This is a genomic window from Enterococcus caccae ATCC BAA-1240, assembly GCF_000407145.1.
Taxonomy (GTDB): Bacteria; Bacillota; Bacilli; order Lactobacillales; family Enterococcaceae; genus Enterococcus_L; species Enterococcus_L caccae.
Genome location: NZ_KE136473.1, coordinates 249,734 through 270,438 on the forward strand (window position 1 = coordinate 249,734; position 20,705 = coordinate 270,438).

Annotated in this window: 26 protein-coding genes, 1 tRNA gene and 1 other annotated feature; of the genes, 20 read left to right on the forward strand and 7 right to left on the reverse strand. The window is 36.6% G+C overall.

Going from position 1 to position 20,705, the window contains the following annotated elements; genetic code table 11:
• Nucleotides 1-82: 82 nt before the first annotated feature.
• The 3 genes from tsaE (at nt 83) to I580_RS06685 (ending at nt 2,576) form a co-directional block, all read left to right on the forward strand.
• Nucleotides 83-556, forward strand: a complete 474-nt coding sequence (gene tsaE, locus I580_RS06675) for a tRNA (adenosine(37)-N6)-threonylcarbamoyltransferase complex ATPase subunit type 1 TsaE (RefSeq protein ID WP_010771195.1) — start codon at nt 83-85, stop codon at nt 554-556.
• Nucleotides 553-1,074, forward strand: a complete 522-nt coding sequence (locus I580_RS06680; protein ID WP_010771196.1) for a GNAT family N-acetyltransferase — start codon at nt 553-555, stop codon at nt 1,072-1,074. Before tsaE ends, I580_RS06680 begins: the two co-directional genes overlap by 4 nt.
• Nucleotides 1,075-1,256: 182 nt before the next feature.
• Entirely contained in the window at nt 1,257-2,576 is a 1,320-nt protein-coding gene (locus I580_RS06685; protein ID WP_010771197.1) for a 6-phospho-beta-glucosidase, read from the forward strand.
• A 25-nt stretch (nt 2,577-2,601) separates the two neighbouring features.
• On the opposite strand, the gene I580_RS06690 is transcribed toward I580_RS06685, so the two are convergent.
• Genes I580_RS06690 through I580_RS06705 form a run of 5 tightly spaced genes read right to left on the reverse strand, consistent with a single transcriptional unit; the run spans nt 2,602 to nt 5,223 of the window.
• The gene (locus I580_RS06690) at nt 2,602-3,354 is read right to left on the reverse strand and encodes a MurR/RpiR family transcriptional regulator (RefSeq protein ID WP_010771198.1); all 753 of its coding nucleotides are present in this window, start codon (nt 3,352-3,354) and stop codon (nt 2,602-2,604) included.
• Between the two features lie 40 nt (nt 3,355-3,394).
• Nucleotides 3,395-4,189, reverse strand: a complete 795-nt coding sequence (locus I580_RS06695) for an alpha/beta fold hydrolase (protein WP_010771199.1) — start codon at nt 4,187-4,189, stop codon at nt 3,395-3,397.
• Between the two features lie 18 nt (nt 4,190-4,207).
• A complete protein-coding gene (locus tag I580_RS06700) occupies nt 4,208-4,570 on the reverse strand; it encodes a GNAT family N-acetyltransferase (protein ID WP_010771200.1) in 363 nt (120 codons plus the stop codon).
• A gap of 12 nt (nt 4,571-4,582) precedes the next feature.
• Nucleotides 4,583-4,729 (reverse strand): hypothetical protein, encoded by a 147-nt coding sequence (locus tag I580_RS17240; RefSeq protein WP_010771201.1) that lies wholly within the window; start codon nt 4,727-4,729, stop codon nt 4,583-4,585.
• A gap of 20 nt (nt 4,730-4,749) precedes the next feature.
• Nucleotides 4,750-5,223, reverse strand: a complete 474-nt coding sequence (locus I580_RS06705; protein ID WP_010771202.1) for a GNAT family N-acetyltransferase — start codon at nt 5,221-5,223, stop codon at nt 4,750-4,752.
• A gap of 252 nt (nt 5,224-5,475) precedes the next feature.
• Here I580_RS06705 and I580_RS06710 point away from each other — a divergent pair, with 252 nt between their 5' ends.
• From I580_RS06710 to I580_RS06775, 14 genes are all read left to right on the forward strand, one after another.
• Entirely contained in the window at nt 5,476-5,694 is a 219-nt protein-coding gene (locus tag I580_RS06710) for a hypothetical protein (protein WP_010771203.1), read from the forward strand.
• On the forward strand, nt 5,691-6,200 hold the full coding sequence (locus tag I580_RS06715; protein WP_010771204.1) for a phage major tail protein, TP901-1 family: 510 nt from the start codon (nt 5,691-5,693) through the stop codon (nt 6,198-6,200). Before I580_RS06710 ends, I580_RS06715 begins: the two co-directional genes overlap by 4 nt.
• A 105-nt stretch (nt 6,201-6,305) precedes the next feature.
• Entirely contained in the window at nt 6,306-6,647 is a 342-nt protein-coding gene (locus I580_RS06720) for a tail assembly chaperone (protein ID WP_010771205.1), read from the forward strand.
• Nucleotides 6,648-6,703: 56 nt separating this feature from the next.
• Complete coding sequence (locus tag I580_RS06725; protein ID WP_051091053.1) at nt 6,704-6,988, forward strand: hypothetical protein; 285 nt, start codon at nt 6,704-6,706, stop codon at nt 6,986-6,988.
• Nucleotides 6,989-7,003: 15 nt separating this feature from the next.
• The gene (locus I580_RS06730) at nt 7,004-9,004 is read left to right on the forward strand and encodes a phage tail protein (RefSeq protein ID WP_010771206.1); all 2,001 of its coding nucleotides are present in this window, start codon (nt 7,004-7,006) and stop codon (nt 9,002-9,004) included.
• 13 nt (nt 9,005-9,017) lie between these two features.
• The gene (locus I580_RS06735) at nt 9,018-9,785 is read left to right on the forward strand and encodes a distal tail protein Dit (protein WP_010771207.1); all 768 of its coding nucleotides are present in this window, start codon (nt 9,018-9,020) and stop codon (nt 9,783-9,785) included.
• Complete coding sequence (locus tag I580_RS06740) at nt 9,782-12,589, forward strand: phage tail spike protein (RefSeq protein WP_010771208.1); 2,808 nt, start codon at nt 9,782-9,784, stop codon at nt 12,587-12,589. Before I580_RS06735 ends, I580_RS06740 begins: the two co-directional genes overlap by 4 nt.
• Nucleotides 12,590-12,614: 25 nt before the next feature.
• Entirely contained in the window at nt 12,615-13,490 is an 876-nt protein-coding gene (locus tag I580_RS06745; protein ID WP_010771209.1) for a phage baseplate upper protein, read from the forward strand.
• On the forward strand, nt 13,490-13,720 hold the full coding sequence (locus tag I580_RS06750; protein ID WP_010771210.1) for a hypothetical protein: 231 nt from the start codon (nt 13,490-13,492) through the stop codon (nt 13,718-13,720). The genes I580_RS06745 and I580_RS06750 overlap by 1 nt, the downstream gene beginning before the upstream one ends.
• Nucleotides 13,717-14,037 carry a collagen-like protein gene (locus tag I580_RS06755; protein WP_010771211.1) on the forward strand — a complete coding sequence of 107 codons (321 nt, stop codon included), beginning with the start codon at nt 13,717-13,719 and terminating at the stop codon, nt 14,035-14,037. The genes I580_RS06750 and I580_RS06755 overlap by 4 nt, the downstream gene beginning before the upstream one ends.
• Nucleotides 14,037-14,558: a hypothetical protein gene (locus tag I580_RS06760; RefSeq protein ID WP_010771212.1), complete on the forward strand. Its 522-nt coding sequence runs from the start codon at nt 14,037-14,039 to the stop codon at nt 14,556-14,558. Before I580_RS06755 ends, I580_RS06760 begins: the two co-directional genes overlap by 1 nt.
• A 284-nt stretch (nt 14,559-14,842) precedes the next feature.
• Complete coding sequence (locus I580_RS06765) at nt 14,843-15,307, forward strand: MarR family winged helix-turn-helix transcriptional regulator (protein WP_010771213.1); 465 nt, start codon at nt 14,843-14,845, stop codon at nt 15,305-15,307.
• Nucleotides 15,304-17,040 carry an ABC transporter ATP-binding protein gene (locus tag I580_RS06770; protein WP_034860234.1) on the forward strand — a complete coding sequence of 579 codons (1,737 nt, stop codon included), beginning with the start codon at nt 15,304-15,306 and terminating at the stop codon, nt 17,038-17,040. Before I580_RS06765 ends, I580_RS06770 begins: the two co-directional genes overlap by 4 nt.
• Complete coding sequence (locus tag I580_RS06775) at nt 17,033-18,922, forward strand: ABC transporter ATP-binding protein (protein ID WP_010771215.1); 1,890 nt, start codon at nt 17,033-17,035, stop codon at nt 18,920-18,922. Before I580_RS06770 ends, I580_RS06775 begins: the two co-directional genes overlap by 8 nt.
• 64 nt (nt 18,923-18,986) lie before the next feature.
• On the opposite strand, the gene I580_RS06780 is transcribed toward I580_RS06775, so the two are convergent.
• Nucleotides 18,987-19,060 (reverse strand) — tRNA-Arg (locus tag I580_RS06780).
• 172 nt (nt 19,061-19,232) lie between these two features.
• Nucleotides 19,233-19,311 (forward strand) — a sequence feature (ribosomal protein L21 leader region).
• Between the two features lie 19 nt (nt 19,312-19,330).
• Here I580_RS06780 and rplU point away from each other — a divergent pair.
• From rplU to rpmA, 3 genes are read left to right on the forward strand one after another with little or no spacing between them, the layout of a single operon-like run.
• Nucleotides 19,331-19,639 carry a 50S ribosomal protein L21 gene (gene rplU, locus I580_RS06785; RefSeq protein ID WP_010762829.1) on the forward strand — a complete coding sequence of 103 codons (309 nt, stop codon included), beginning with the start codon at nt 19,331-19,333 and terminating at the stop codon, nt 19,637-19,639.
• Between the two features lie 33 nt (nt 19,640-19,672).
• Nucleotides 19,673-20,017: a ribosomal-processing cysteine protease Prp gene (locus tag I580_RS06790; protein ID WP_010771216.1), complete on the forward strand. Its 345-nt coding sequence runs from the start codon at nt 19,673-19,675 to the stop codon at nt 20,015-20,017.
• 12 nt (nt 20,018-20,029) lie between these two features.
• A complete protein-coding gene (gene rpmA, locus I580_RS06795; RefSeq protein WP_010762831.1) occupies nt 20,030-20,317 on the forward strand; it encodes a 50S ribosomal protein L27 in 288 nt (95 codons plus the stop codon).
• A gap of 118 nt (nt 20,318-20,435) precedes the next feature.
• On the opposite strand, the gene I580_RS17445 is transcribed toward rpmA, so the two are convergent.
• Nucleotides 20,436-20,672 carry a tyrosine-type recombinase/integrase gene (locus I580_RS17445; protein ID WP_143141685.1) on the reverse strand — a complete coding sequence of 79 codons (237 nt, stop codon included), beginning with the start codon at nt 20,670-20,672 and terminating at the stop codon, nt 20,436-20,438.
• Nucleotides 20,673-20,705 lie beyond the last annotated feature (33 nt).

The window sequence follows — 20,705 nt, forward strand, 5'->3', positions numbered from 1 at the left end:
TTAGTTCTCTAGTTTTTTTTGCAAAAATTCGGTATACTACACTACATAGAAACATGAACCGTTTAAATAGGCAGGTGAAAAAATGGAGATTAGGATCAACAATCCAGAAGAAACAGAAACAATAGCAAAGATCATCGGATCAGTCGCTGACCCAGGAGATACGATTATTCTTTCTGGCGATTTAGGTGCAGGGAAAACTACGATGACTAAAGGGATTGCATTAGGTTTAGGTATCGATCAAATGATTAAAAGTCCGACGTATACTATCATTCGTGAGTATCAACAAGGACGTTTGCCACTGTATCATATGGATGTCTACCGTATTGAAAATGGAGCAGATGATCTTGGTTTAGATGAGTATTTTGAAGGTGATGGTCTATCTGTTGTTGAATGGGGAAAATTATTAGGAGAGTTTTTACCAGCTGACTATGTAGATATCACGATTGAAAAAGATCCAGAAGACATGGAAAAAAGAAAACTACGGATTCAAGCATTTGGGAAAAAATCAGAACAATTTTTAAGCCGTATTCAGCAAAAAATGGAGGAATCTGTATGACAGAGGTTGAATTTACAATTCGGGAAGCTATTCCAGATGACGCAGCAGAGATTTTACATGCATTAAAAGTTATTGGCAGTGAGACACCTTATCTCGTGATGGATGAAAAGGGAATGGAAATGACTCCCATTGAGATGAGTGAGAACTTAGCAAATCTTTATGAATCACCGAACAACGTGTTGATGGTTGCTTTAGCAGATGGCAAAGTCATTGGTACGGCTTCTGTCAAAGCGTCTTCAAAAAAGCGAATGGAGCATATTGGAGAAATTGGGATCAGTATCTTAAAAGACTTTTGGGGCTTTGGTTTAGGAAGTTTGATGATGGATGAGCTGATTTTATGGGCGAAGGAAAGCGAAGTGATTCGCCGTTTAGAATTAACAGTTCAGCATCGAAATCAGCGTGCGGTACACGTTTATGAAAAAATTGGGTTTAAAACAGAAGCAATCATGCCGCGAGGAGCGAAAACGGACGATGGTGAATTTTTAGATGTTCACTTAATGAGTATGATGATCGATTGAGATAAATAAAGCGTTGGACAGATAAAGAATCGTGTTCAATGCTTTTTTAGTTACACTACGTTACCTAGATGTCACAAGTTACCTCTTCTTTCATCGTGTAACTACTTTCGTTTTTTCTATATATTGTTTTCTTCGTAAGCGCTATACTGAGGTCAGATAAAACGCTTAAGGAGCTGAACGAAATGTCAAAAGGAATTAAAATCGTTACGATCGGTGGAGGATCAAGTTACACACCAGAATTAGTAGAAGGATTTATTAAACGTTATGACGAATTGCCTGTGCGTGAATTATGGCTGGTTGATATTGAAGCAGGAAAAGAAAAATTAGAAATCGTTGGGGCTATGGCAAAACGGATGGTCAAAGCAGCTGGTGTAGATTGCGAAGTTCATTTAACATTGGATCGTCGTGAAGCACTGAAAGATGCTGATTTTGTTACAACACAGTTACGTGTAGGATTATTAGATGCTCGTATTTTAGATGAACGTATCCCTTTAAGCCATGGGTTGATCGGTCAAGAAACAAATGGGGCCGGTGGCATTTTCAAAGCGTTAAGAACTGTTCCAGTGATTTTAGATATCGTTGAAGACATGAAAGAATTATGTCCAAATGCTTGGTTGATCAACTTTACAAACCCAGCGGGAATGGTAACGGAAGCTGTTTTACGTTACGGAAATTGGGATAAAGTTGTTGGCTTATGTAATATTCCAGTCAATGCGGTCTTTGAAGAAGCTGAATTATTAGGTGAAAAAAATAGTGACTTGTTCTTCCAGTTTGCTGGGATCAATCATTTACATTGGCATACGATCACAGATAAAAATGGTAAAGACCGCACAGATGAGCTAATCAAAGTGATGTATGGACAAGACGATGCCAAATCAATCGTAGCAAATATCAAAGATAATAACCTAATTTGGGAACAAGTTGAAAATCTACACATGGTTCCTTGTCCGTACCACAATTATTACTACTATACAGATAAAATGTTAGCTGAAGAATTGGAAGACTTTAAAAACAATGGCACACGTGCCGAAAAAGTGAAAGAAATCGAGCATGAATTGTTTGAACTATATAAAGATCCAAATCTAGACTATAAACCAAAACAATTAGCAGAACGTGGTGGCGCTCGTTATAGTGATGCAGCGTGTGAAATCATCAACTCTATCCATAACGATAAGCGTACAACGATGACAGTTAGCACTAGAAACAACGGTACGATTACTGATTTACCAGCTGAAAGTGCAGTAGAAGTAACATGTACGATCACTGGAAAAGGTCCAGTCCCTTATAACTTTGGTAGCTTTAAACCACAAGAACGTGGTTTACTACAAGTGATGAAATCAATGGAAGAATTAACGATCGAAGCAGCTGTTACAGGAGATTATGGTACGTTGCTACAAGCATTTACGATGAATCCACTGATCACTAGTGGTGATGTTGCTAAAGAAGTCATGGATGAATTATTAGAAGCACATAAACAATATTTACCTGCATTCTTTAAATAAACTAAAAAAGCAAGACTGCTCAATTTTATGAGTGGTCTTGCTTTTGTTTTTGCACTTCTTTTGCTAAATACTCAACTGTATAAAGCGCGGGAACTTGGGAAGTAATATCACTATCACCAATTCTTTCAGTTGAAATGTAATAGGGAATATTTACATCAGAAAGAGCCGCAATCGGAGATTTTTCACTATTCGTGATCGAAATGATCGAGCTGTCGTTCGTAATAAAATGATTCAGATAATTAATAATCGCTTCATTTTCTCCACTGACGGAAAGAGCGATCACACAAACATTTTTCGCCATACTTTTATTAAAAAAGTTGACTGGATGATTGATCGGATCTTCAATGTGAAAGGCCATACTGAAAATAGATGAAAAATACAGCGCACCATATTCAGCGATAATATTTGATGATCCTGTCCCAATAAACAAAACAAGATCTTTTTCGGACAACAATTTCGCCGCAGCTTGAATTCGTTCTTGATAAAAAGTTTCGGTCGATCGTTGGATAAAATTAGTAAAAGATGTTTCATCTACAGCATGGGTGGTTACGGGTTCAGCCAATGATTTTCGATATAAATTCAATTTAATTTTAAATTCAGAAAATCCTTCACAACCAAACTTGCGGCAAAAGCGTAAAATACTAGCGGTACTGCTATGTGTTTCTTTGGCTAATTCGCGAATTCTCATATACACGACTTCATCGATATGAGAGGCAATATATTTATAAATTTCTAAATCGATGGGACTCAAATCTGGACTGTGATCTAAAAATAACAAGATATCCACTACTTTCTTTGTTGAATAAATTAATAGTTGGCTAGCTATGGAAAAATGAAATAAGTAATTGGTTGATTAATTCTGGTGCTTCTAAATTAGCTAAATGTGCAGCATTAGGAATAACCATTTTTTCAGAATGAACAATAGTTTGATTAAAAAACTCCGAAATGTTTTGAAAATCAGGAACATCATTTTCTCCAATAATCACTAAAACTGGAAGTTTAAGTTGACTAAGTCGATCAGGTATGGGAGGCATTGATGCCTCTTCCTCAACGGAAAATGGCGGTTCCGGTCTTGTAAAAGCTGCCATTTGCATATCAATTACCAGCTTTTTGAGTTTAGGATCAAGAGACTCTGGATTACGATCTCGAAGGATCCATGTTTGGTAATTTAATTCTGCTGCTTGTTCAAAACGTTTTTGTGCTAATAATTGTTCTTCTTTTTCATCATATTCTTGTAATTCTTGTGAGAAATCCCATGTGCCGATAGCAGAAGATTGTAAAGCTAAACGTAAACATCGCTCGGGATGTTCTAACACAAAATTTAAAGCAATTTTTCCTCCAAATGAAGCAGCAAGGATATGTGTTTGATTAATGGATAAGTGCGTTAAAAGCTTATTAATAAGCTTTGTATAGGAAAAAGTGCCTCCAGTAAACGAACTTTGTCCAAAACCTGGTAAATCAAATCGAGTGACGTGAAATTGTTTAGCTAATGAATGGAACTCGTTTTCCCACATACGAGAATCGGCAATCCCTGCATGGATCAACAAAATATGTGGTCCATGTCCTTTCGATTCAAAATAAATAGTCGCACCAGAAACGTTTAAAAAAGGCATATGATTCCTCCAATATTGTTAGTTTAAATCAAGGCTATAAACAAAATGTCGGACTGGTCGTCCAGAATAATCTTTATCAAATTGTTTGATTATAGTCATTCCATTTTTTTCTGCAACTTTTCGAGAAGCAAGATTTGTATCTCGAATGAATGAACAAATTTTTTCTGCTTTTAATTTGTCTTTAGCATAAGCTATGCATAGTTGGCTAGCGGAACTTGCATAGCCTTGATTCCAGTATCGATTGTTCACTAAATACCCGATTTCTAAGAACGATTCATCTTCGACATCAGAATAGACAATCCCGCATTGACCGATAAAGTCTTTACTTTTTTGATCGATGATAGCCCATAGACCAAATCCGTGTTCTTGATAACTTTTCAAATTCCAGCTCAATCAATTGTTTACTTTTTCTTCTGTAAAAGCTGTTTCATAAGCATACATTGTTTTTTCATCTTGGAGAATCAAACATAGATCCTCAAAATCCTCAGACGTGAATTCTCTTAAATAGAGCTGTTCATTTTCGATTATTTTTTTAGTCAATGTAGATTTCTTCCTTTTTATCAAACTTCTAACTTCATATTCATGACGAATAGCGGTCCAAATTCTCCTTGGATAATTTTCTCTAAACGCTCAAAACCTGTTTTCTCATAAAGTGTTTGGGCAGCAATGTTCTTTTGGTTTACTGCAAGAATGATTTCATTAGTATCTGGGAAATTTGATCGGATGTAATCGGGTAGCGCTTTTAGTACTGCTTTTGCGTAGCCATGCCCTTGATATCGCTTATCTGTAGAGAAGGTTCTGAGTAAAATAGCTTGCTCATTTGTTGTATATAAAGCAACATCTTTTTTTTCATCTAAAACAAAAAAATTTGTTAATTGTTTGTTTTCTATCCCTAAAATTGGATGGATAAAAGGGTTTGTTTGGGAAATTTGGATGGGCATCTCAGGAGTTCCTGTATAGAGTAATTGTTCATCATTTAATTGATAGTGCTGGATCATTGCTGAAAAATCAGCGGTATACCGTTGTAAGAGCATATTTTACACATCCTTTCATACATATTTTTCCTGCATCAAAACAGGAAGAGCTTCTATTATTTTACCACAGTAACTGGTTAAGACTGTAAAAAATAAGGTTGAAGAGTTCAAATAGTGACAGAAAAATAAAAGGAAGTTGGGATAATGTCAACAGAAATCTGGGAGTTTGCACTCACTATTTCCACGTATACTAAGTCCATCAAGTAATAACTGCTGTATTACTTCGATAATCATAGTCGCCCGAGACTTTAAATGAGAGGAGATGTCAAATCGAAATTGAACGGTGTTTATTTGGATAGTAACCGGCATTTAACTTTTGAGCAGCAAGATAAGGCAATCAAAAAACAGTTGAAAGTTATCGAAAAGCTGCAAAAAAGGGTAAAAACAGAACAACAACGAAAAAATCAGCTTGCATCTCAATTAAAAGAATTAACACAGCAGCAAAACACTAAGGAGGAAATGAACAGATGACAGCATTAAGCGGAGTAGATGTAGTTTGGCGTTTTCGTTTAGCCGAAGACGAAGGAAATGAAAGTGCGTGGGGACTAGCCTACAGTACAGAAAATGGTTATTCAAAATCGAAAGAAAGTGAATCGACTGTTACGAAAGACGGGAGTGTTGTAACGCCAGGAGCAACTGAAACAACAGTAACGGCTACAACATTATACAAAATCGGTTCAACTCAAATCGATAAATTAGAAACAGCGATGGATGAAAATAAACGTGTCCAAATTTGGCGCATCAATACCAAAGAAATTGGTACAGGAAACAATGAAGGAAAATATAAAGCAAAATATTTTGAAGGTTTCTTTACATCATTTGAAGAAACGGATTCAGCAGAAAATAAAGTTGAGTACTCTTTAGAATGGGCAATCGAAGGCGCTGGGAAGAATGGTTTTGCAGCATTAGAATTGGATACTTCTGAAGGCGGCGATTATGAATTTAAAGACACTGTAAAAGTTGAAACGAAAGCATAATCATCCCAGACTTAAATACTTGAAAGAGGTTAGATTCTAGCCTCTTTTATATAGTTTATTGTAGCGAGACAATTATTGTAGTTTTAAAAATTAGGAGGAAATGACATGGAATTATCAATGAATGAAAAAAACTTTGACTGTAAATTCGGGTATGGATTTCTAAAAGAAATCAACAAACGGTACTCAGTAGAACGCGGCGGCATGCAATTAAAACTAGGAGTTGGGGCAATCGTTTCAAATCTCCTTTTATCAGATGTAGATACGCTTTTTGAAGTTTTGTTGATTGCAAATATGACAGAGAAACCTCGAATGACAGTCAAATTTTTAGAAGATTATGTTGAACAAAAAGGGACAAAAGATTTATTTGAAGAAGTGATCGATGAGCTAAAAAAGTCGGAATATACCGGAATGATGACCAGCAAGATGTTAGAAGAAGCACAAGCGTAAATAACATAGATTTTGATGAAGTATATGAGCAGGTTCGTTTAAACTGTTTACGTTTCTTGAAGATAGAAGATTTTAATGAAATAGATCGTTTGACGATGCCTGATTATGAGCTGCGAATGAAAGCCTATCAATTAAAGCAATTGGACCGACAATATGAAATTCATATGCAGGCGTGGGCTACAGTCATGGCAGGACAGACAAGAAAAGGCAGACCCGTTTTTAAAACTTTCGATAAATTCTTTGATTATCACAAAGCAGAAGAGAAAATACTCGGCAGGGAAAAAAGAACTTCTCCTGATAAAGAGAAGCTTCAAAATTGGATCGCGAATTTTAATTCATAGGAAAGGAGGAGGGAAATGGAAAAAAAGATTGATGTAATAGCGGTTTTAAAAGCTGTAGATATGGGATTAAACACTTCCCTTGATGGAGCTTTAGAAAATATTGAAAGAGTACATGACAGTATTGTAAAACTTTTTGACTCCTCGATGGATTCTTCAACAATTACGGCAAATTTTAATGAAGTAAAAGCTTCATTTACCTCGCTAAATAGTTTGCTAAATGGGTTTGGATTATCTAATGTTCAGAGTTTAATTACTAGTTTTGGAGGAATTACACAGGAACAAATTGGTAAAGCCGCAGGAACTTTTGATCTATTTGCTGATAAAGCAAATAGTGCAACAGATAAAGTTGGGAGTATTTTTGGTAAAGTTGGCTCATCTTTTAAAAATATACCAGGAAGTATTTTGCCAGCTTTCGACGTAATTGAAGGTAAAGTTAGTGGTTTTACAAATGATGTAGCTAGAACGTTCAGTAATCTTGCTCCGAAAACAGTACTATCTATGCTGAACATGGAAACTGGTGTAGCGTCAGCAATGGATAAAATAGGGTTAAAAGCGATAGACGCGGAAATTTTCTTTGAATCAGTTTCTGAAGGAATGAAAAATGCCACTCAAAACGTTCCGCTTCTAACTAAATCTTTGGGTGGAATAGGCTCAAGCATTCAGAAATCAGCAGGTGTGGGAACAACAGCTATGAGTACGATGGTTCAAGGATTAACCTCAGTTTTTGGATTTGCACTCAAAGCATTAGGTCCAGCAGCTATTTTAGGAGTAGCTCTTGTGGGGCTGGGTTTAGTTAATAATAAATTTGGTGGTCAATTACAAGAGATGATTACAACAGCAATTGAAAAGGGCCCGGAAATTATTACTGGATTTGTGGATGGAATTATTTCAAAATTACCAGCTTTAATAGCCTCAGGAACACAACTAGTTGTTGGCTTGGCAGAAGCTATCTCTGTAAATCTACCTGTGATCATGCAAAGTGCAGTTGACCTGATAGGCGCACTAGTTCAAGGTGTAATCGAAAGCTTACCTACTCTTATCCCAGCCGCTTTAATGTTGATTGAATCATTAGCGACAAGTTTATTATCTGCAGCGCCACAGCTGTTAATGACCGGATTAGATCTATTGATTGCTTTAGTAGATGGGATTATGGCTAATAAGGATCAAATCATTACTACGGTAACAAATATTATCCAAGCGTTCACTACAAATATTACGAATAAATTACCTGAGATTATTAAAAAAGGGGTTGAAGTTTTAACAAAACTTGCAGAAGGTATCGCCTCTGTATTGCCAACCTTGATACCAGTCGCTATAGAAGCAATTGCAACGTTAGTAGGAACACTACTAGAGCAGTTGCCAACCTTAATTGATGCAGCAATAAAAATTGTCGCAACTTTGTGTAAAGGGTTATGGGATAGTTTACCAGATATTTTATTAGCTGCTGGTAAGTTGTTATGGACATTTATTGAAGGAATTATGGGACTTTTACCTGATATTGCCACAGCAGGATGGAGAATGGCCAATGAAATAATCAAAGAAATTACAGGTGTAGATTTATTTGAAATTGGTGGGAACATAATACAAGGATTGATAGATGGGATCGAATCAGGAGTTAAATGGCTTTTAAAAACATTGGGGAATATTGGTAGCAGTATTCAAAATTTCTTTACTGGTAAGTTCAAAATCCACTCACCATCACGCTGGATGCGAGATGAAATCGGGGCAATGCTACCAGCCGGTTTAGCCGTAGGTATCGAAAGAAATACCCATGTAGTTGACCAACCAATGGACAAGCTAGCCTCTCAAATTATGTTACCTAGCTTAGACAGCCTAGATCAACATTTAGAAACGGTCCAAGATGTATCTGTCCAATCTAGCAGTAAGCAAATGATGATCCAAACAAAACAACCAGCAACCTTCAACATCAAACTGGGCAACCAACAATTCAAAGCGTTTGTTTCAGATATTTCAGAAGCAATGGGACAAGATTCTGCTATCAATTTAGCATTTTAGAAGGAGGGAAAAAATGTATTATTTTGAAGACACAACGAAAAAAGTCCACAAAGATGATTTGATCCTTCCTTCTTCAGCTATGCTGTATGACGGCCTTTATCTTGAAAAAATGATCACAGGCTACCGTACACTAGCTGTAACAGGTAGGGAAATGTTATCTCTCAATATAGAAACGCAAGAAACACAAGTCGGTAGTATCAAACTAAATCAAAAGTTACCTGCTAGAACAATCAAAGTCAGCTATCAATTAATTGGAAAAGACGCAAAAGATGTGCAAAAAAAATACCATCAGTTGATGCGTTTACTTTATAAAGAGTCAGATGTCGAGATTCGGTTTAAAGATGAGCTAGATTACCATTATTATGGACAATATATGACAACAGATGATGTTCGCGGAGATACCAATAGTATTATTGCTAGTTTTGAAATTCTTTGTACAGATCCAAAAAAATATTCTGTATTATTACAAACAGATAGCACAATCACCACCTATTTACCCTATCCGACAACCCCTGAAAAGATTGAAGTTATTATTGAAAAATTTGGACCGTTAATGATTTCAAATGGTGATAAAACAATTAAAATCACCAGCTACAATTTAAGTGCAGGTGATCAAGTCACTTTTGATTTTTTAAAAGGAAAAGTTTTTGTAAATAAGCTGGATCAAACATTTCTACTCGATTTAGAAAGTGATTTTGAAAATTTTACGATCCAAGAAGGTCAAACTATTGGTTGTAGCAATGGGTCGATGATTATTTCTTATCGGGAGGTACAACTATGACCAAAAGTGTTTATTTCTTTGATGAACGTCAGCATTTACTTCGAATCGTTAAAGAAAATGAGTTGATAGAAGTTATTCAGGAAAAAGAGATCACCTCAAATAAAGAAGAATTGATGAATGATACTTTAAATGTATCTACAATTTATGATGAAGAGCTAAAGCAAGCGGCTTACATGGCTGTAAAAGAAGAAAGTTCTTTCTATAGTTTGTACAGAATCATTTTAGACAGGGAAGAGGAAAATCTCTTATCCTTTGTTGGGATTAGTTTTGCGCCTGATGAGTTAGATTCCTATGTTGTTAAAAATGTTCAAGTGAAAAACGAATCGATCAAGAATACCATACAAAAGTTACTGGTAGAAACAGAGTGGCGCATAGGTAAACTAGACTCTAAATTACCTGTAATAACAGAAGATTTTCGTTTTCTCTCTGTACGTGACGCTTTAAAAAATATTCAAGCACAAGGTTGCGAAATTCTATTCAAATATAAAATTGATGGTATCGGTATTACGGATAAATGGCTAGAAGTCTATCGTGAAATTGGCGAACAAAGCAATCAACGTTTTACGTATGGTGAGAAAGCATTAAGTATTGTAAAAGAACAAGACCGTAACCAAGTGTATACAAGTTTAATCGGTCGTGGTCGTGGCGAAGATGTTGGTGACGGCAAAGGGAAGCGAATCGAGTTCACTAATGTAGAGTGGAAAAAAGCCAATGGTAAGCCTTTAAATAAACCAAAAGGACAAAATTGGCTGGAATTTCCTGAGATGACCAAACAGTATGGCATTCCCTTAAAAAATGGTGGGATGAGAAGACGGGAAAAAGTCATCACGTTTGATGAAGAAGAAAGTCCAGAAAAATTACTACAAAAAACATATGATTCACTCATCGAATATTCTCGTCCACTTGTTCAATTTAAAACAGAAATCTTAGGTGGAGATACAATTGGTAATACCGTAACGATCCACCGTCATGATCGAAACTATCACTATCAAACACGAGTTTTTAAAGTGAAAATCGATCGTTTAACAGGCAAAGTCGAAGCTGGTTTAGGAGATAATATTACAAAAAGTATTTCAAAAGCTACCTCTGATTTAAAAGGGAATGTCGATTCTTTGGACGAAAAGAAAATGACGTTTTATGATTCAGAAGAAATTTCAAAGTGGCAGGATGACATTATCCGTGGAGCAAAAGGTGGCTCGATAAAACTGATGAACGGAATCGAAACGGGAAAGTCAAATAGCCGTGAACCATATCAACAAGTTTTTATGGATGGAAACTCGTTAGATAATAGTAAACACTTTTTAGTCATGAATTCTGAAGGGATAGGTTTTGTTAAAGGAAAGTTTACAAACAAGCCTAAAACGGCTTGGACGATTGATGGGAAATTTAACGCTGATTTCATTCAAGCAGGTACATTAGAGGGAGTTACTGTCCAAACAAAGAAAGACAATGATTTTCAAATTAAGTTACAGTCTAATGGAACTATTGCTTTTAGAAATCAAAAAAAGAACGAAGAAGAAGCTTGGATTGGTGCTGTAATCGATGGGAAAACAAAAGAACCAGTCGGTGTTGCCGTTTGTCAAATTCCTGGATATCAGTTTTCAATTGGTTCAGCGGTTTCTAGAGAAGAAAGAGCACCAAGCGCGGTGTTTGAAATCCCTAAAGAATCCAACGCAAATAAGAAAATATGGCGATTACACGGCCAAGGAGAAATTAATGGTGACTTAAATATCACTGGCAATCTAAACATTAAAGGGAAATTATTCCTAAATGGCAAGGAAATCACTGGTAATGGGAATGGCAGTGGCGGTAACGGAGGTACCGGTGGAGCATATCCACCTGAGATAACAACTCAAACAGATAAATTCGCTTGGGATTTGTGGAGCTTTCTAACTTCTAATGGCTATAGCAAAGCCACAGCTGCTGGTATTTTAGGAAATGTTCAACAAGAAACCGGTGGGACGATGGACCCAAATACAGACCAAATTGGTGGACCAGCCTATGGTTTAGTGCAATGGGACGGCTCAAGCTATCCACTAATTGGTAGTCCAACTTGGGATGGTCGCGAGTACGTTAAACGTTTGATTGGAGCCGCTGGTATTACAAATGATTACCAATCAACATTAGCGCAAGCAAAATTAATTGATTGGTGTATGTACAATGGGCAGTGGATCGGCGCGGTTAATCCAACGAGTGTTAGTGGTTTTAAGGCAATTACAGACCCAGCTATAGCTGCGTATGCTTTTGAAATGAATTTTGAACGACCTAAAAATGCACATCCAGAAAGACAAGGCTATGCCCAAGAATGGTTTAACAAATTTAAAGATTTAAAACCATCAACTGGAGCAGGCAAAGCGGGGTTGGATCATTTAGAATCATTAGTTGGTCGCTATTGGGGCAATGGTCAATGTTATGCTGTACCAGCAGAATATTCAGGTTTTCTGGGTGGCTGTGGTTTAGGTGCTCAAACGAACTATCCTTTAAGTCATGTAATCGGAAATACTGAAGCTGCGGCTGATATTGGTAGCTCGTATGATTGGGCTGCGGTTGGCTGGAAAGTTATCTATCAACCGGAGTATAAAGACTTAGTGACAGGAGCCATAATCAACTGGAAACGTGGAGGAAATATTGGCGGATTCAATGTCGACTATACTTACGGACATACAGGTGTCATCAGAGGATTAACAGCTGGTGGATTCCAAACATATGAGCAGAATATCGGAAAAGGACAAATTATTGAAAGATACGAACGTCAATGGGTTGGGGCAAGCGAAATCAGTTCAATTGTCATCCCACCCAAATAATCAATTTTTAGAAAGGAGTGAGTAAATGTCAATCGTATATCCAATTTTCTTATCAACGACACAACCAAACGACAATATTCCATCAATCATGATTCGTCAATTTGACGAAGGAACCCAAGTCTTGGCTGTGACAGTAACGGAACATGGAAAACCAAAAGACATTTCAAATTTAACCCCTTTTTTCTGCGTCAAACAAGGGCATCATGCTGGACTTGGACTATCCGAGCAAAAAGTTACTAAAGTTATCGACGCCAAAAAAGGGAAATTAGAATATACATTAACAAATTACGATATGCAAAATGTCGGGGAAAATACTGCTTACTTTAGCTTTAGAGAACTTCAAAAAGATTTAAGTTGGAGACAACAATTTTCGACGAGAGATTTTGCTTATCAAGTCAAAGAAAGCATTTACGACGAGGGAATCAAAGACAGTAACTATATTTGGACATTTGAAGAAATCTTACGCTATTTCACTGAATGGGTGAAAACATGCCAGGAGATTTATGATGATTGGTATTTAGTAGCACAAGAAGAATTGCAGCGTATTATTGCAGAGTTTCAAAGTTGGATCACAACAAATCAAGAGCGATACGATCAATGGACGACAGTTCAAAGAGCAGAATTCGATCAATGGTTTGCAACGATCAAAGAAATCTTAGATGAAAATGTTGCGGGGAATCTTTTAAATTTAATTGAAGAGTTAAAACAAGCACATTTCACGTTGAAAAGTGGTGAAGCTGGAATCCTTAGAACGATCCGAGATGATAAATTTAGCTTAAATCACGGCGTAACCAAATTAGGAACAGTGACACATAAAAAAGAAGCTTCAGCTTTAGTAATAGCTGAAATTGATAGTGAAAAACAAAAGACTTTCTTCATAAGAAAGGTAGGTTCAGTTTGATGGCAAATGAAGTAGAAATAAAAAAAGTCATGGAAACGGATGAAGCGGGTGTACAACGCCAAGTTTTTCCAGAAACACACGTTAGTGCAATCCTCGGTTTAGATAAAATCGAAACAGTAGGAAGCGGTGTGACTTCGATCAATGGAAAAACGGGAGATATTACGTTGACTGCTAAAGATTTAGGCGTTGAAGGAACAGGAATATCAATAGAGAAGGTGGGAACAGTATGACAGATATCGTCGAATTAAAAAGTGATGGTGTTGTTGTTTATCCTAAAACACACGTAAATGCGGTGGAAGGTTTAACAACAATCAAAGGTGAAAAAGGAGATATAGGTCCAGCAGGTCCGAAAGGCGCAACTGGAGCAACGGGTGCAGTTGGTCCACAAGGTTTAAAAGGTGCAACTGGACCACAAGGACCAGCAGGAGTCAATGCAACAACGACTGTAGCTGCAACACAAACTGCTAATGGTTTGATGAGTGCAGCTGATAAGAAAAAACTAGATACATTACCAACAATAACGTTTAGTAAGGTGGGAGCAGTATAATGGCAGATATCGTACAATTAGAAGAAAAAGGGAACTTGCTTTATCCAAAGACGCATACAAGTGCTATTGATAATTTTGATGAGACTGTTGTGAAGAAAACAGGGAATGAAACTATTTCAGGGGTTAAAAATTTTAAAGATGGGATTCAAATTAATGGAGAAAATTTAATCAACGACAAAATATATTCATTGGCAAGTATTCCACTTGGTTTTGGAGTAATTGGTGGGTTAAATAGAGTTGGCAATTTGGTCACTCTATCAGTACACGCTAATCAAAATAATACAAGAAGTAACGGACAGTCAAATTTGGCCGAAAAAATTCCACTAGGTTATAGACCTACACAAATGCAGTGTATTCCAGCTATGATTTCAATTGGAAAAACAATAGAAACAGGGAGATTTTTAACTCAAATTATTCGTCCTGATGGTAGTATGCAGACGTATAACAAAGGTATGGATGTCGCTCCGTTAAGTATTAGTTTTAGCACAACATGGATTACAAATGATCCAATCCCAGTTTAAAAAATAAAAAGTTTAAGTAATATTCGCAAATTAATTAAAAAATCTATTTATGTATTTAAGATAGGCAAAAATGTTTGATTAATGATATTTTATTTTAAATAAGGACACTTTACTAGTTATCACGTTTATTTTCTAGTAAAGTGTTCTTACTTTTTTGTTCACATGTCTTGAACTGATTAGAAAGGAATTTGTTTAGTATTGCTCAATTAAAATTCTGCTTGACCAAGTCATAACACTTATCGTAATATAGTTAGGAACCGAACTATATCATAAGGAGGTAAATCATGGACAGAAAAATCGGTCTAAAAATCAGAATACTAGCCAACGAACTCAATCGAAAAGCAGCAGAAATTCTAAAAGAAGACAACGGCGAAGCATCATCAAGCATTCAAATGCGCATCCTCAACTTTATTCATCGTCGCAATAGCCAACCAATCCCAGTTTATCAAAAAGACATAGAACAAGAATTTGATATTCGTCGTTCCACTGCGACAGGCGTCTTACAAACGATGGAGAAACGCTTATTTATTGAACGAAGTAGTTGTAAAGAAGACAATCGTTTCAAAACCATAATTTTAACCGATTTAGGGCAACAAAAAGTCAAGGAAAACATCGTAAAGCTACATAAATTCGATGAATTATTAGTTCAGGGAATCTCAGAAGAAGACCTGACTATTTTCTTTAAGTTAATGGACAAACTTTCTGAAAACAGCAAAAAAATAAATAAGGAAGGTGAATGGGTTACATGATAAAAAAACTGATTGCCAATATAGGTGTCTACAAAAAAGAAAGCATCATTACACCACTTTACGTAACTGGAGAAGTGATTTTAGATATCATCATTCCTTTGGTGATGGCGATGATGATCGATAATGGAATCGAAAAAGGTGATACAAAAGCTATTTTAATGTATGGAGCAATTTTATTTGTGTGTGCAATCATTGCTTTATTTTTTGGTGCGATGTCAGGTCGTTACGCAGCTGTTGCCTCTGCTGGTTTTGCCAAAAATCTACGAGATCAATTATTTGTCCGTATCCAAGGGTTTTCTTTCTCAAATATCGATCGTTTTTCTACATCAAGTTTGATTACTCGGATGACAACGGATGTGACCAATGTTCAAAATGCCTATCAAATGATTATTCGACTTTTAGTTCGTAGTCCGTTGATTATGATTTTTTCATTAGCGATGGCGTATAGTATCAATAAAGATTTATCATTGATTTATTTAGGCGTTGTGCCATTTCTGATGATTGGTTTAGCAGCAGTTATTTACTTTGCTCATCCGAATTTCAATAAGGTTTTTCGGATCTATGATAAATTAAATAACGTTGTACAAGAAAATTTACAAGGGATTCGCGTTGTTAAATCTTATGTGAGAGAAAAACATGAAGATGAAAAATTTAAATCTGTTTCTAAAGATATCTACAAAACATTTTCAAAAGCTCAAAGTATTGTTGCTTTCAATAATCCTATTTTACAGTTTGCAGTCTACACTTGTATGCTACTGATTTCATGGTTAGGGGCGAAATTTGTGGTAGGGAGTACGTTAACTACTGGGGAATTAGTCAGCATGTTCACCTACACAATGCAGATTTTAATGAGTTTAAATATGTTATCAATGGTTTTTGTAATCGTGCTGATTGCCCGGACTTCTGCTGAGCGGATCACAGAAGTTTTATCAGAGGAAAGTGATTTAAAAAATAATGCAGATCCTCTATATGAAATAGCGGATGGTTCTGTTCGTTTTAACGATGTGTGTTTCAGTTATGCGAATGATCTTGAAAAATTGGCATTGATGCATGCAAATATGGAGATAAAATCGGGTGAAGTGATTGGGATTGTTGGTGGAACAGGGAGTTCAAAATCAACGTTGGTTCAGTTGATTCCAAGGTTATATGATGTGACAAAAGGGTCGGTCGAAGTGGGCGGACATGACGTACGGAACTATGATCTGAAATCTTTACGGGACCAAGTCAGTATGGTTTTGCAAAATAATGTATTGTTTACAGGGTCAATTAAAGAGAATTTGCGCTGGGGAAATGAAGAGGCGACAGATGAAGACTTGATCAGAGTCTGTAAAATTGCACAGGCAGATAGTTTTATTCAAGAATTTCCTGATAAATATGATACGATGCTTTCACAAGGTGGAAATAATGTATCTGGAGGGCAAAAGCAACGTTTATGTATTGCTCGTGCGCTATTGAAAAAACCAAAAATTTTAATTTTAGATGATTCAACTAGTGCTGTGGATACGAAAACAGATCGTTTAATTAGAGAAGGAATGAGACAAGAGATTCCTGGTACAACTACCTTTATCATCGGACAGCGTGTGTCTTCCATTCAAGATTCTGACCGTATTATTGTGATGGATAAAGGCTTGATCGATGCTATTGGAACCCATGATGAATTACTTGCTAGTAATCAGATTTATCAAGAAGTGTATGAATCTCAAGAGAAAGGATTTGGTGAAGAGAATGCGTGATGAACAAACAAAAGGGATTCGCAAAAGTCAAGATCCTTTGAAAACCTTAAAGCGCCTGTTTTCATATATGGTTAAAAAATATAAGTTTCGTCTCGTATTAGTGATGATCCTTATCCTGCTAAGTACCTTTGCCAATGTCCGAGGCTCTTTGTTTTTACAAGTAGTGATCGATGATTATATTACACCACTACTTGGCCAAAGCAATCCTAACTTTTCTGGATTATTAAAGGCAATTACAACGATGGCACTGATTTATGGTGTAGGAATCATTTCAAATTTAGGGTTTAATCTAATCATGGTTCGTATTAGTGAAGGCACTCAAAAAACAATTAGAGATGAAATGTTTACCCATCTTGAAACATTGCCGATTCGCTATTTTGATTCAAATTCTGATGGAGATATTATGAGTCATTTCACGAATGATACGGATACTTTGCGGCAGATGATTTCTCAAAGTATTCCTAATCTGATTGCCGCTGTAGTGAGTTTTGTCAGCGTGTTTATTGCAATGTTTACCATCAGTGTGCCATTGACTTTAGTGGTGATCGTTTCTGTTTCAATAATGATTGTGACAATTCGGATGATAGCTGGGCGGAGTAGTCGTTATTTTGGCAAACAGCAAAGAGATTTAGGAAACGTAAATGGGTTTATTGAAGAAATCATGCATGGACAAAAAGTGGTGAAAATTTTTAATCATGAACCACAAACAATCAACCAATTTAAGGTAATTAATGAAGAGTTACGGCAAAGTGCGACACAAGCAAATAAATATGCGAATAGCTTAATGCCGATCATGATGAATTTATTAAATATTCAATATGTACTATTAGCTGTAGTCGGCGGAATTTTTTCAGTATATGGTGTTTCTGGTCTGACTATTGGGATGATTGCCTCTTTTCTTCAGCTGAGTCGTTCATTGAATATGCCGATCAGTCAAGTGTCTCAACAAATCAATTTTGTGATCATGGCATTAGCTGGAGCTGACCGAATCTTTACGTTGATCGATGAAAAGTCAGAAGTAGATGATGGCTACGTGACGTTAGTTAATGTGAATCGACAGGGAGATAATTTGGTTGAAAGTGAAACTAGAACAGGTATTTGGGCTTGGAGACATCCGCATAACGATGGTACAGTGACATATACTGAATTAACTGGGGATGTACGTTTTGAAGATGTGTCTTTTGGCTATACAGATAAAAATCGAGTGTTAAAAGATATCAATTTATATGCTGAACCAGGACAAAAAGTGGCGTTTGTTGGCGCAACAGGTGCGGGCAAAACGACTATTACAAACTTGATCAATCGTTTTTACGATATTCAAGAAGGGAAAATACGTTACGACGGAATCAACGTGAAAAAAATCAAAAAAAGTTCTTTACGAAGATCATTAGGGATTGTTTTACAGGATACCCACCTATTTACTGGGACGATACGCGAGAATATTCGTTATGGGAAGTTGAATGCTTCTGATGACGATGTGATCCGAGCAGCGCAGTTAGCGAATGCTGAGAATTTTATCAATAATTTACCTGAAAAATATGACACTGTAATCACAGGTGATGGTGAAGGCTTATCTCAAGGCCAACGGCAATTATTATCGATTGCTCGTGCTGCAATTGCTGATCCTCCAGTAATGATTTTGGATGAAGCAACCTCTAGTATTGATACAAGGACAGAAAAGCATGTACAGGCTGGGATGGATCGTTTGATGAAAGGCAGAACGGTATTTGTTATTGCCCATCGGTTATCGACGATTCAAAATTCAGATGCGATTATGGTGATGGATCATGGACGTATCATCGAACGAGGGAGTCATGAGGACTTGCTTAAAGAAAAAGGAATTTATCATCAACTGTACACAGGAAAAGTAGAACTTTCATAAGTATAATAAAAAAACACCAACCGTTTAATAGGTTGGTGTTTTTTTAGATATACGTTTAAAAGAATACGCCAAGAGAGATTCGAACTCCCGACCGCTCGCTTAGAAGGCGAGTGCTCTATCCAGCTGAGCTATTGGCGCAAAATATTAACGCAACAAAATTTATTATAATGAACATCTAAAACAAAGTCAATCATAAATTAGAAATAACAACAAAGTTTTTTTGAAAAGTAGTTTATATCGCTAAATCACTAAGTTCTTATTGACTCTCGCGCCTTATTTTGATATGATACTAATGTTGTAATTGTGGACTCCACAGCTACAACCGCACAGAACAAGTATTGTAAGTATGACACTAGTCATCACTTGGGATGGCGAGTCTAAGTCTAGAAGAAGGAGGTGCTGTATAGCATGTACGCAATTATCAAAACTGGTGGTAAACAAGTAAAAGTTGAGGTAGGTCAAGCAATTTACGTTGAAAAATTAGACGTAGAAGCTGGCGAAAAAGTTGTTTTTGACGAAGTTATCTTAGTGGGTGGCGAATCTACGAAAGTAGGAGCTCCAACTGTCGCAGGTGCAACTGTCGAAGGAACTGTAGAAAAACACGGCAAACAAAAGAAAGTCGTGACTTTCAAATACAAACCTAAAAAACACACTCACCGCAAACAAGGTCACCGTCAACCATATACAAAAGTTGTAATCAACGCAATCAACGCATAATTCTTTTAAGTTGAATAGGAAAGAGGCCTATCAATGATTAAAAGTTCTTTTAAACGAAATGGCTCAGGTCAAATCGTTTCATTTGAAGTCTCAGGGCATGCGGAATCAGGTCCGTATGGTAGTGATATCGTTTGTGCAGCAGTGTCTGCATTAACAATCAGTACCGTTAACGGCATTGATGCATTAGCTGGCTTTGAACCGATTGTCGAGACCAATGATGATGAAGGTGGTTACCTTTATGTTGAAGTGATTTCAAATGCCAATCAGGAACAAACCAACATTGCCCAAATTCTCTTGGAAAACCTTTTATTAGGTTTACAAGCAGTCGAGCAAGAAAATCTTGAATTTATTCAAGTCAAAACCATAAATGAAAAATAGGAGGTGCAGACTATGTTATTAAACATGAATTTACAATTATTCGCCCACAAAAAAGGTGGAGGTTCTACTTCCAACGGACGTGATTCAGAATCTAAACGCCTAGGTGCTAAAAGCGCTGACGGACAAACAGTAACTGGTGGATCAATTTTATACCGTCAACGCGGAACTAAAATTTACCCAGGTGCTAACGTAGGTATTGGCGGAGATGACACTTTATTTGCTAAAGTAGACGGCGTGGTACGTTTCGAACGTAAAGGCCGTGACAAAAAACAAGTGTCTGTTTACCCAGTAGCTCAATAGTAATTGAATTTATCGGCTCTATCCCTTGTGTAGTAAGGGGTAGGGCTTTTTTTATTCTGGTTATACAAACACTTGAATACGGTTTTGAATGCGGTTGGTTAAAAGTTAGCGTATTTTGCTAACTTATCAGCCTTTTTTTCTTAGTTAAGTGAGTATATACATCCATTGTCATTTCTATGGAACTATGCCCCAGTTGCTCTTGAGCTTCTTTCATTGATGTGCCACTTTCAAATAGCATAGATCCATGGGTATTACGATATCTATGAGAACCTCGTATATCCGAAAAGATAATAGAGGTTGCTTTGATCTCATCTGAAAAAAGAAATTCTCTTTGTTTGAGTTGCCAGCGTTCCAAAGTATGAATAGTTTTGTCATCTAGCGAAATTAT